7 protein-coding genes are annotated in these 12,793 nt (G+C 43.0%); 4 read left to right on the forward strand and 3 right to left on the reverse strand.

Features of this window, described 5'->3' with window-relative positions:
• The first annotated feature begins 52 nt into the window (after nucleotides 1–52).
• The 4 genes from tcmP to ACRRU2_RS12810 all read left to right on the forward strand — a co-directional run bounded on the left by tcmP (nucleotide 53) and on the right by ACRRU2_RS12810 (nucleotide 9,621).
• On the forward strand, nucleotides 53–1,240 hold the full coding sequence (gene tcmP / locus ACRRU2_RS12795) for a three-Cys-motif partner protein TcmP (protein ID WP_432502144.1): 1,188 nt from the start codon (nucleotides 53–55) through the stop codon (nucleotides 1,238–1,240).
• 852 nt (nucleotides 1,241–2,092) lie between these two features.
• Nucleotides 2,093–2,911 (forward strand): alpha/beta hydrolase, encoded by an 819-nt coding sequence (locus ACRRU2_RS12800; protein WP_432502146.1) that lies wholly within the window; start codon nucleotides 2,093–2,095, stop codon nucleotides 2,909–2,911.
• 358 nt (nucleotides 2,912–3,269) lie between these two features.
• A complete protein-coding gene (locus ACRRU2_RS12805) occupies nucleotides 3,270–9,197 on the forward strand; it encodes an S-layer homology domain-containing protein (RefSeq protein ID WP_432502148.1) in 5,928 nt (1,975 codons plus the stop codon).
• Nucleotides 9,198–9,201: 4 nt separating this feature from the next.
• Nucleotides 9,202–9,621, forward strand: a complete 420-nt coding sequence (locus ACRRU2_RS12810; protein WP_432502150.1) for an alpha/beta hydrolase — start codon at nucleotides 9,202–9,204, stop codon at nucleotides 9,619–9,621.
• Here the strand turns inward: ACRRU2_RS12810 and ACRRU2_RS12815 are convergent.
• Genes ACRRU2_RS12815 through ACRRU2_RS12825 form a run of 3 tightly spaced genes read right to left on the reverse strand, consistent with a single transcriptional unit; the run spans nucleotide 9,581 to nucleotide 12,674 of the window.
• Entirely contained in the window at nucleotides 9,581–10,600 is a 1,020-nt protein-coding gene (locus ACRRU2_RS12815; RefSeq protein WP_432502152.1) for a FecCD family ABC transporter permease, read from the reverse strand. The genes ACRRU2_RS12810 and ACRRU2_RS12815 overlap by 41 nt on opposite strands.
• Nucleotides 10,601–11,626, reverse strand: a complete 1,026-nt coding sequence (locus ACRRU2_RS12820) for a FecCD family ABC transporter permease (RefSeq protein ID WP_331699964.1) — start codon at nucleotides 11,624–11,626, stop codon at nucleotides 10,601–10,603.
• Between the two features lie 25 nt (nucleotides 11,627–11,651).
• A complete protein-coding gene (locus tag ACRRU2_RS12825; protein ID WP_432502156.1) occupies nucleotides 11,652–12,674 on the reverse strand; it encodes an ABC transporter substrate-binding protein in 1,023 nt (340 codons plus the stop codon).
• Nucleotides 12,675–12,793 lie beyond the last annotated feature (119 nt).

A 12,793-nucleotide genomic window follows, 5' to 3' on the forward strand; every position in this document is an offset into this window, starting at 1 on the left:
ATTTATTATATAATACATTTTAATACAAGTCATATAATTGGGGGAGGTACTTATGGGTCAAACTAAAACTTTCTTTAAGCGGAAAAAAGGTTGGTCAATTATTAAAGACGAAATTTTCAGTTCTTACATGACTCCGTATATTGCAAAATTACTAACATCTAGAAGGCCCCTATACATAATAGATTGTTTTGCAGGCCAAGGTTTATTTGATGATGGCAAAGTAGGATCTCCCATTATAATAGCTAGAAAAATAGCAGATGTGCTCAAACAGAATCCTTATGCTAAAGTTACAGGTGCTTTCATTGAGAAAAAATACTATAGACAGCTAGAGAAAAACATGGTCGGATTTAAAAATTGTACTATACATAGAGGATCTTTTGAAGACAATATTAATAACGTTCTACCAAAGGACCCTAAAAGCAGTGTATTTTTATATGTTGATCCATACGGGATCAAAAGTTTAGATTTTGATAGATTTAAAAAAATTAAAGATTGCAATTATAGCAGCATTGAGATGCTATTAAATTTTAATACTTTTGGATTTTTACGTGAGGGTTGCAGATTGCTAAAGACCGCGAGATCCTTCGAAGAAGAGTATGATGAGGATTATGAAGTGGATGAAGCTAATACAGTAAGTAACATGAATTTAATCGCCAAGGGTGAATACTGGATAGACATTTTAGATAGATATAACGCTGGCGAAATTAGTATGTTTGAAGCAGAAGAATTGTTTACGCACGAATACACAAAAATGATTAAAACAATATTTAGATATGTACTGAGCATACCTATAAAAACTAAGTCTCAAAACATTCCTAAGTACAGATTAATCTTTGCGAGTGATAATGAAGATGGGTTAATATTAATGGCCGATAATATGAGTAGACAATGGAAGAAAATGATAGAAGAAGAATTAAACGGCCAAATGACTTTGTTTGGATATGATTTCCCGGACATGTCATTAAAACAAGGTTATGATATCGAAAAGGACATTATTATGGAGGCGAAGAAGTCTCTTGATCTGAAAGATCTATTAGTGAATATAATACAAAAATACGGGGTATCTTTTACGGTAAAGGAATACATAGATAAGTTAAAAGATATGGAGGGAAAGCATATAGAAGTTAATCGAAATCCAGCAACAACTCCAACAGGCAGGATTGCAATATCGTGGGATTATAATAAGTATAAAATCACTATTAGTTCTCTGGATGCTTTATTTGATGTAAAATTGATGTAAAAATTGATGTTAAGCCTTTAAAAAAGATAATAAATATACGTAATGAAGCCGTCAAAACCTTGATAATATGCGGTTTCTTGGCACTATAACAGAATTGGAAATAAAGGCTCTAATACTTTGAGGGGCTAGTGGTAGCAATACCGTGGAGGTTCGAGTCCTCTCGACCGCACCATAATATTAGATGATGAAAACCCTTGCGGAGCAAGGGTTTTTTTGTGTTGTCTTTTTTCATATGAGCATTCTAAAATAGGTGGAATTTCTCTAAAAAATCATATTGGGGTCGAATGGGGGATGAATGGTTATTGTGCAAGTTATCCAGGGGTTGAAAATTTAGATTGAAGCAAATTACATAAATCCTCAATAATTCCACTATGATTCCTCCAAACGATTTTGCTGCATATTGAATTCCACTCAACCGTGAATTGTAGATTAATTATTATCACATAAGTTAAAAACGGTGCGGATCTCGATTTAGTCTTATCAATCAAATGTTAAATTAAGTCCCCTTTGTTTAATATTTGGAATGTTGCTTTGGTCATGGAATTAATAGAATTTAGATATTACGCGAAGCAGGAGGTGATGGACTACGGGATGGAGGCTGATAAAAAGCTTGAAGCAGTACTTGATGACAGTTACGTGATTACCGATCAGAATGCATTCTCGAAGTTCTAAAAAATGGAGATGCACCGAGCCTTTCACTATAGAGTTGCAACTGCTGCGCGGCCGAGGACAGGGGATTTTGTACCTAAGGCAGCGTTAACACGGGCTGAAGCAGTGCAAGCACTTGTTAACTTGCTTGATAAGCAATATTTTAAAGAAAGGAGAATTTGTATTCGTAAGGAGCTTATATACTTGACGGACGACCATAGAGTTTCATTAACAGCTTATTTGTATGAAAGCTTCTCCGGCAATACCGAAGCGCGGGCGGCAGTTGTTGTGCTGCCCGGCGGAGGGTACCGCAGCATATCGGAAAGCGAGGCGGATCCGATCGCATTAAGCTACTTGTCGAGAGGGTATCATGCATTTGTGCTTCGTTATTCTATTGGCGAATTTGCAGCTTTTCCGGCTCCGCTAATTGAGGTTTCGCGCGCATTGTCTACCATAAGGCGCAATGGAGCAAGCTGGGGAGTGGACGTTAATCGAATAGCGGTATGCGGTTTGTCTGCCGGGGGACATTTGGCAGCCTCGCTTGGCACGATGTGGCAGGACAAAGAAATTGCCGCAGCTGCGGGCATCGATTCCGGCGAGAATAGACCTAATGCGCTTATTCTCGGATATCCGGTAATTACCTGTTCCCTTGGTCAGCACAGTCCGCTCAACAAAATGTGGACTCAGGCAGCCGGCAAGCCGCCGCTCCCGGACATGCAAAGTCGGCTTTCTTGTGAGCTGCTTGTCGACGGGCATACGCCGCCCTGTTTTATTTTTCATACTTTTGCAGATCAGGTAGTGCCTGTACAGCATGCTTTGTTGTTCAGTACGGCGCTTGCCGATCATCAAGTGCCGTTCGAGCTTCATGTTTATCCGGACGGACCGCATGGCCTGTCCCTTGCCAATGCTGTAACGGCAGGCGGAAAAGTGCAGTATATGAATGAAACGGTTGCGCAGTGGATGGAACAAAGCTGCCGCTGGCTGCAAAGTGTTTTTAAAGATAATGATCAAGTAAATGATTAGAATTTGAAGAAGGGCTGTCCAATAAGCCCCAAAAATAAAAGTTGGTCGGAAAAACGTCATGTTTTCCGTCCAACTTTTTTTGTGCTTTCACTTTTTTAGAAAAAGCAGCAAAGCGGATGGCCGCCGCCTTAAATTGTGAGACAAGCCTCAATCCAAACTCGTTAACATAGTTAACAAGGTAAAGAATGGTTACATTGGTTAATAAAGCTGCGTATTTCGTGTTTTTATCCATATGCTTTAGTTGAAAAAACCCACAAATATTGAAAGTTTGCAATATTTACCTATTAAGAAGTTCAATAGAATGAAAAGTAAGCGCATTCACATCGCGTTTTTTTAATTATGAGAGGAGTGACATGGTATGAAAATGAAGTATCAACGCTTGTTTGCGTGTCTCCTGGTGTTCACCATGATGATGATGGTGCTGCCGCCGATAGGGACATCGATTGCAAGCGCTCAATCCACTGCATTTGGCTTTACGGCAGAGAAGTTTAATTATCTGGCAGACACAAAGTTGAATACTACCGAAGCTAAGAATGGCTGGTCTAGCGGCTGGAAGCAAGACTGGGAGCTGACGGGAGAGCTGCCAGACAGCTACGTGGTAACAGATGAGAATTCTTTCCGTATGACTAACAAACTGCTTGCTTATCGGGGATTGGACACGCCTATTCGAGTGGATGCCAACCAGGACTACTATGTATTTTGGAAGATGAGAGTAGATGGGACTACCAATACGATAGGTTCAACTAGAGCAAATTTAGCACTTTCCAGTAATACCTTCTTTGGGATGTCGAGAATGGAAAACGATGGATTGCATAGACTCGTCGGAAGATTTCTTGGCAATCATATTACGACTGAGACAGAGTTTAAACTGAATCAGGAATACAGCTTTCTATTGAAAATTGGAACTAATAATGAAAACAAACGGTTTGCCGGTCTCAAAGTGTATGGTCCAGGAGTGGCGGAAATTACGGAGCCTCAATCCCAACAGGATTGGACACTATACTGGAACATAACATCTAAGAATGTATTTGATACGATCGGGCTGCAAGCTGATTTGTACAGTGACAAGGGAAGCACAACATTTGACGATATTATACTTAGTTCAAGATGGGAGGATATTGAAGGAACAGCTGCATTCAAGGCGATCGAAGACTTTGCCTATGCGGAAGGAACAAAGCTGCAAACGACAACTGCAGATGACGGCTGGAAAACGGGATGGAAGGCAGATATTGATCTACGGACTGAACTGGACCCCTCTATACAGGTGAACCAATTCGCTACAGTGGAGCATCAGAAGCAAATGAATCTGTATCGAGGGATGATTGTACCATTAGATCTGGCTAAGGAAGACAGTTATTATTTAAAATCCGTATTTTCAATTCAAGATAACGGCAGCGGGACGGAAGGAAAAGCTTTGCTTATGCTTAATAGCGACAATTATTTTGGAGCCGAGTTCGATTCAGCAAGCTCCAGTTATCGCTTGAAAGCCAAATTTCTCGGCGATGAGCAAACGGGTGCAGTGCTGGAAAACGGAGAAATGTACTCCATGGTAGTTAAAGTAAAGAAAGAAACGGGGGCGGTAAATAAAGCGTACGTGAAAATATATGCTAGTAACGAAGAAATTGGTAATGAGCCGGTTGGCGATTGGGATTTGATATTGGAAGGAACGGGTGACACAAGCACAAGTTTTGATGTATTAGGCTTTGAGGCTGACCTTACGAATGACGCAGCAGTTATTACACTGGACAGTATTTATGCAGCACCCAGCTGGGATACTGTTACAGCTAAAAGAACGTTTTTTATGGAAGATTGGTTTGATCAGGGAGCAGGGAAAAAGCTCAATGAGACAATTGCAGCGGGCGGCTGGACAAGTGGCTGGAAGCAAGATATACAGCTCCAGCAAGCATTATCAGACGATGTTCAAATTTCAGGACAAAGAAGCGTCAAGCTAAAGCAAGATGAAAGTATATATCGCGGGATTATGCCGATGACATTAAGCAGCTCGGACGTCTATTATATGAGCTGGAGACTGGGAACGGAACTTGGCACGGATGAAGAGGTGGTTGAATCCAAATTTTCCCCAACTTCTCAAGCGGCTGTATATTTGGATGAAAATCATTATTTTACAATGAAGTATGATTCAGATAATCAGTTAAAATGGGCATTTTACTCCAATGGTGAAGAGACAGAAGCAGATACAGTACTGGAAAAAGACAAAATCTATACACTTGCAGTGAAAATAGCTGCCGCAGGACAATCTGATGAGGCGCAATTATTTGCTAAATTGTATCCGAGAAATGAATCGCTTGTTCATGAGCCTGACAATGAGGAAGTAAACTGGGATATTCAGCTTATGTTGCCTAAGCAGCTAGTGATTGAATCGGTTGGAGCTGAATCAAAGCTTGGCATAAATAATGCTCTTGTTATAGACCAGGTTATTATGGGTTCAACTTGGGATGAAATTAATCGATCCGAAGATAATGAAGTAGCACAGGCGCTTTTTAAACTTATTACATTTCCAGATAGTGCTAATGCTACAGATGCTTTGGGCAATCAATTGCTAGAAGTGAAGAGGCTGAAGGAAGCTGGCAATTACGCAGCCGCTTTGGATCGCTTTAAGGATTATTATATTGATAAAATGAGCGGATTTGAATTTGGCGTGGAGAAACCAGGTTTTGGGGCACGTGGAACAGCCGAGCAAGCGATGAATGGAATTATTGTAACCTATGTACCGCCTGATGGCACAGCCGAACATATAATTGGAGAGCCAGGCTACGTGGAGTGGTACAAGTTATCTCCTGAAGATCCAAACTTTACGGGATCGTTAGCTGAGATGGACTTTACAATGCTGCTTAGTCATGCTTTCAGAAAAACCGAAGATCCGAAATATCTGAAGCGCTGGAATGATTATTGGGATGATTTCGCCAGACATAATAATGAGCAGTGGCATGCAGCCATTGCATTACCTGATCGAGCAGAATTTAAACGAGTAAATAACACATGGGACTCAAAGCTTCGTTTGGCTAACCGCAGCGATATGTTTATACAACAGATGAGCAATATAACAAGGCCTTTATCTGAGGATGGTAAATATGTACCGGTTGATAAAGAGATTAATTTAGAGGATGTAAAGAAGAGCATTGATCCGGTTACGTTAGCTTTGACACTTATTTTGTTGGAAGATAAACATTTGAATAAGCTGGAAATTATTCAAAGTAAACCAGGCGGAGCGCCTAATCAAAACTTCCAGGCAGGCATTTCGATGTATCGTGCAAGTTTGGCGTTAAGTGAATTCAATAATGCATCCGTTTGGGGGAATAGAGCTAACAAAATAATTACCGATTACATTGATCCTACTATCGGGGCAATGATGAAGGATGGCTCTGACTTGGAGCAATCTTTCAATTACAATGGTACGGCAATTGAATTGGGGCAGCAATTGAAAGATCTCTACGAAAAGAATGGAATTGCTTTTGATAATAAGTTTCAAAAAGACCGCTTGCGTTTTATGGCAAGCTTAATTCGTCCGTCCGGAAATATGCCTGGCCTTTCGAAAATGGATAACCGTCCTTTTTTTGAGAAAGTGAATGGATGGCAAGAGTTTGTTCAGGATTATACCGTTCAGCAGATTTTGGATAATGTAACTTGGCTGGATGAAGAGAAAAAAGTGATTGTAAATGATAGGGAAAATCCAAAACCGGCACCTGCATTTAATTCCATCTATTATCCATACGGCGGGTTTACTATTATGCGATCTGGATGGGATAGCAATGCCTATCATCTCTTTATGAAGTCGAGTCGCAGAGGAACTGGTCATTCGGATGAAAGCGGGAACCAAATCCAGCTAACAGCGTTTGGCAAAACGATGCTGGTTGATGCAGGTCCTGATACTTACAGTCCAACAGATAAGGAAATGACGCTATATTTATTAAATAGTTATAGCCATAACACGATGATCGTGAACGGGCTGACACAGGTTAGAACCATTACGCCAGGCGTTCATAGTGGATATCAGGATCCGATAGATGCGAGATGGTTAACGAGCAGCCAATTTGATTTTTCGGAAGGGCTTTATGAGAGCGGCTATGGCACTGATATAATAGTCGAATCAGAATCTGGTGAAAAAACTAACGTAAAAACACGTACTCTTACAAATCTGAATCATGGTCGTCAAGTCATTTATATTAAAGCGCTAGGTATGTATGTCGTAACGGATCGTATGCTATGGCAGCCTAAACAGGAGCAAGGGGATACAGACAGTAACGATGTTGCAGCAAATAAGTATACACAGATATGGAACTTCGACTATACGTATTCTTCTAAAAACGTGTGCGGCAATTTCGCATCAGTTTATGTTGGTAGTCAAGTTGAAGATGATGGTAAACCAGTTACATGCCCAGAAACGGAAGGCTCCAATGCAGCTACGCAAAATAATCATATTTTTACAGCTGCTGATGAAGGACCGAATATTGAGCTGTACCATTTTCTAAACGGCCAGGATGAGAATGAGCCGCTAACATATAATAAATATTTCGCATATACAATGGAGGATGGACAAGTAAGAGGCTACTATCGTCATAAAACTACTGATGCAAAAGAAAAAGAAAAGCCGGATGTTCATTTGGAGTGGGAAAGAGAAGGAGAGAGTGATCAATTGCTCGTCACCTTCATTCATCCTCTTGCTCAAGGAAACGCGGCGGGCGACTTGGACGTAACCAAAATGAATTTAGATCCAGCAGTAGCAGAAGGATTTACAGCAAGCAACGGAAATGCGGTGCTGCATTATGTTGCGGCAAAAGATGATGCAGGCGGAATACTTGAGGTTGGTCCATTTACAATAACAGGAGAAGCATTACTTGCAGTGCAACAGGGCAATCAATGGCGAGGTATCGCTTTGGGTGCGCAATCTTTCTCGGCAAAGAAGAAAGGAAATAGCGGAAATACAGTAACGGTTTCTGAACCGAATTTTGAGTTTTTATTTAACGAGGCAACTGGAAAAATAGCAACGAAAACATTTGGTGTTCCAACAGGATTTGACTGGAAGCCTGCTCCTGGAAATAGTCAAGCGCTTGTTCCTGACTACGGATCATTTTATGATTCTGACCCGGTATTGACGGTACCGGGTGGAGGTGGAGGAATCTATACGCCGCCTGTAACAGATACAGATCCTACACAAGTGATCATACAGCAACAAGACTTGGACAGTGGCAGCAACGATCAGTCCGGATATAGTTTGTCATTGGCAGATGAAGTCTCAAGTATCGTTATCCCGCGCCAAGTGGCGAAAAATATGGGGAATAAGCCGCTTACGCTGCAATGGGATAATCGGACGATAGAGCTGCCAGCACAAATGATAGGTCAGTTATTGCAGCTAGCGAAGGATGACGCCAATGGTCAAATCGTGATTACAGCCACGATGCTTAGCGAGCAAAATGGGGCCGGGATACTGCGATCGAGCGGCAAACTGACAGCCGATGCTTTGCGGCCTGCAGGGCAAGCGATGCAATTTGAGGCATCTTATGTTGATGACCACAAGCGAAGCCATGATTTGAATGAATTTCAGCAGCCGGCAATAGTATCGTTCCAACTGCCAGAGCATATAGATGCCGAATTGGCGGGCATTTATTATTGGAATGGCAATGGCGATATTGTATACATTGGCGGCAAATTGGATGCTGCGACTGGCATGATTAGCGCTACAGTTTATTCTTCTGGAAAATTAGTAGTTGCAGAGTATAAAAAAGTATTTGCCGATACAAGAGGACACTGGGGCGAGCGAGTCATTCAAAAAATGGCTGCCAAGCATATAGTCAACGGTACGAGTAATGATACATTTGCTCCTGACAGATCTGTTACTCGTGCAGAGTTTACTGCTATTTTGGCCCGTGCGCTTGGATTGAAGGGGAATACCGCTGCAGCCAGTTTCTCTGATATAGAGCAAACAGCATGGTACGCATCGAGCGTAGCTGCGGCATCCGCTGCTGGAATTATTTCTGGCAAAGGAAATGGAAAGTTTGCTCCTAATGAAAATATAACTAGAGAAGAAATGGCAGTCATGTTGAAGCGGGCGTATACGCATCTTAATGATGCTTTAGAAATTCCACAAACCTCTGCAGCTATTAAAGATTTGGATGCCATACCGGCATGGGCAAAGGATGCTGTGATGGCTGCTTACAGCTTGCAGCTGTTGAAAGGCAGAACCGACGGCAGATTTGATGGCAAGGCTAGCTTAACTCGCGCAGAAGCGGCGCAAGTGACGGCAAATTTGCTTGATAAACAGCAATAGAAGAATGGAGAAGTTTGTATTCGTACGGAGCTTTGTGCTCCGTTACTCTACTTCTGAGCATGCAGCATATCCTGCGCCTCTTATCGATGCATCGCGCACCTTGTCTGTTATTCGCCATAAAGTGGCGGACTGGGGAGTGGTTGCTAATCGGATTGCGGTATGCGGCATGTCAGCTGGAGGACATTTGGCGGCAAGTCTTGGCACCATGTGGCCAGATAAAGAAATTGCTGCGGCCTCAGGCATTAGGATAAACGTCTCCTCCGTCCTATGGATAGGTGCGTTTACCAGTAATTATAAGAACAAGTTAATAATGAAAACTTATAAAGTCTTTTTATTTGAAAAAAGCATGGACCTGGAGCGTATTCGCTCCAGGTCCATTGCATTCAATTGGCTTTGGCAAGCAGGTAAAGAAAATAGGGCGTAACCAGTATCGTAATAATGACACCGGTCGGGATGCCGGCACCAAGACTGATCGTTCGCGTGATCGTGTCGGCGAGCAATATAATGAGGGCTCCGACGAGTCCGGCGACAGGGAGCATGAATTTATGATTGGAGCCCACCAGCCGCCGGGCGATATGCGGGCTGATCATGCCGACGAAAAAGAAATTGCCGCCGAGCGCTACACTGCCTGAGGAAAGAGCGACAGCCGCCAGCGTCAGGCCAATAAATTCTTTGCGGATCGCCAGTCCAAGACCAGCCGCAGTTTGATTGCCAAGACTCAATGTGTTGAGAGCACGTGATTTGTAAAAAACATAAAACCCGATAACGATAATCCAGGGAGCAAGAATACTAATGTAATTCCAATTATCTCCCCAAAGGCTGCCGGCTGACCAGCGCAGCGCGAAGTCATATTGCTTCTTGTCCAACTGCAGCGTCATAAGAAGGGTTATAGCGCCATAACCGGTGCCGACCGCGACTCCAGTCAAAATGAGGCCGGTATGCGAAATTTCCCTGCCTTTGCGATAGGCCAGCAGAAAAATAATAACAGCGGCTGCAATTCCGCCTGCAAAAGCCAGAAGCGGCAGTATAAAAGGCGAGAAGGCTCCGTTTACAGCGAATAAAGTAATATAAAGCATAACAGACAGTCCGGATCCGGAACTGATTCCGAGCGTGCCTGGGCTGGCCAAATCATTTTTCAGTAAGCTTTGCAAAATTGCTCCTGAAAGTGACATGCCAATGCCAACTAATATGGCCAGCGTGATGCGCGGCAAGCGAAAATCAAACACAGTCAGATTTTGCTTTGGCGTTCCTTTTCCTATCAGCACTTGAATGACCTCGCTAGGAGAAAGATTCATTTTGCCGACATTCATGCTGATGACTGCTAACAATAGCAAAAGCGTTCCGAGAATTGCGATGATGACAATTGGCTTTATTTGATTAGACGTATGATTTCTGACCGCCATTTATGAAAACTCCCTCCTTTGTTTGCGCACAAGGTAGAGGAAAAAAGGAACTCCGATTACTGCAAACACGATGCCGAGCGGAGTTTCATGCGGTTTGTTTATCGTTCTCCCGATAATATCAGCGCCCAGTAAAAACACAGATCCATATAAGGCAGAGGCGGGAATGATATAGCGGTAATCGACCCCGATTATATAGCGGACAATATGCGGAACGATTAATCCGACGAACCCGACAGGACCGACGATAAGCACACTTAATCCAGTCAAAATAAGGACGATTACTGTCGCTGATCCTTTGACTAGCTTGGTGCGAAGGCCAAGACCTGCAGCCAGATCGTCGCCAAAATTCAATATCGTAATAGAAGGGGAGAGGCAAATCGCCCAAATGACACCTCCGATAAAAAAAGGGGCGATATAAGCCAGCTCCACCCACTTAGCCCCTGCCGTGCCGCCTGCTGTCCAGTAATCAAGCGCCTGGCCGATTTCATATTTTATAGCCAGGTAGGTACAGAAAGAACTGAACAGCATGGAAATCGAAATACCTGCCAGGACGAGCCGTTGCGGCGTCATGCCTCGCTTGCCCACAGAAGCAAGATAATAAGTAATGCCAGTTGCGAATGCAGCGCCAATACATGAATAAAGCATGACCTCTAAATAGGAACTGCCAGGCAAAAAGACCATGCAGATTGCAATGGCGAGCGTTGCTCCGGAGCTGATGCCCATTAAACCGGAATCGGCAAGCGGATTGCGCGTTGTGCCTTGCATAATTGCACCGCATACAGACAGGCTGCAGCCAACAATAATGTCCGCCACTGTGCGCGGCAAACGAAACGTCTGAATGATTTGGTGTTCGGTTACTGAAGGATCGAACTGAAAAACAGCTCCCCATGCCAGCTTGAAACTCATTTCGGCAGCTCCGAACGTAATCGAAGCCGCAGAACCAATCAGCAATAAAATACAGCCAGTAAACATGAACAGCGAAAATCTAAACAAATTAGTTTTGTTTTTACTTTCATTTTTGGTCATGGTCAGCACCTATAATCTTGATTGCTCACTTTGTTTTTTCCAGCAGCTTATTAAGAATCAGCTCCATCTGCGCGGTCATGCTTACTACATCGGAGTAAAAGAACAGGCCGGTATACTCGCCCGGAATTTCTATAATGTTGCCTGCTGCAACTGCCGGAATGCTCTTCCAGATTTCGGTTTGTGCGAATTCAGATACTTTGTCTTCCATCAAAAACCAAATGACATAATCGCCAAAATATTGCGCTGCCACCTCATAGGATAGGGAGCCGCGGCCATTTCCGGAATCTTTCACAAGCTCTTCAAGTTTTTGCGGCTTTTTCAAGTGAAGATGTTCGTATAGAAGAGTACCGCCGCGAGAACCGGTTTCGTAGAACACGCCGTAAGAATCAGCGCCCCAATCCTGGAAAATACTGAATGTTTTATCTTTGAATATATCCGCACTCAGTTCAGCTTGTGCCTCGGCTAATTTATCTTCAAATTGCTTGATCGCGGCTTTCGCCTCTGCTTCGCGTCCAGTCGCTTCTCCAAGAAATTGCAGACGCGCAACCGGTGAGACCGTAGTTTCCGGCACGACAAGCACAGGGGCAATCTTGGAAAACTTATCTGCATCCAGAGGATCATATGTAACGATCAGATCAGGATCCAAGCTCATAATGCTCTCCGCATCCCATTTCTCTATGATAGGGATGTCACCGAATTTATCATAGAAAGGCATCGTTTCCTGCGCCCAGGCGTAAATGCCTGCAGGCTCAAAGCCTAGTGTGAATATATCGCCGATATACCAGTTGACTACAATACGCTGTGGGTTTGCAGGTATTTCAATTTCACCTGTCACTGTCGTTACTTTTCGAGTTGCAGAGGAATCACCGTTTTCTTGTTTGTCTGTATCAGTGGCGCTGCTCGATGGCTCTGCAGTTGGCGTCGGGCTTGTGCTCACCAGTGTAGTGCTGCCAAGGTCATCATTTTTCGCGCAGCCCGCAAGTACTAAAAAACATGCTGCCAATACAAAAACTAAAATTTGAATCTGTTGCTTTCTCTTTCTAACCACAATATAGCCTCCCAATAATGTAATAATTATTTGATAATGATTATCAATTTCAACAAAGCTATTGTATGTTTAACCATTCCAAATTGTCAAGCCTAACATTTCAATTTTAAATAGAGTTG

Origin of the sequence: Paenibacillus sp. GXUN7292 (genome assembly GCF_050864975.1) — a bacterium.
Classification (GTDB): Bacteria; Bacillota; Bacilli; order Paenibacillales; family Paenibacillaceae; genus Pristimantibacillus.

Excerpts from the sequence above, each read along its gene's own strand:
- tcmP (WP_432502144.1), top strand. The coding sequence starts at position 53 with ATGGGTCAAACTAAAACTTTCTTTAAGCGGAAAAAAGGTTGGTCAATT.
- ACRRU2_RS12805 (WP_432502148.1), top strand. The coding sequence starts at position 3,270 with ATGAAAATGAAGTATCAACGCTTGTTTGCGTGTCTCCTGGTGTTCACC.
- ACRRU2_RS12810 (WP_432502150.1), top strand. The coding sequence starts at position 9,202 with ATGGAGAAGTTTGTATTCGTACGGAGCTTTGTGCTCCGTTACTCTACT.
- ACRRU2_RS12815 (WP_432502152.1), bottom strand. The coding sequence starts at position 10,600 with ATGGCGGTCAGAAATCATACGTCTAATCAAATAAAGCCAATTGTCATC.
- ACRRU2_RS12820 (WP_331699964.1), bottom strand. The coding sequence starts at position 11,626 with ATGACCAAAAATGAAAGTAAAAACAAAACTAATTTGTTTAGATTTTCG.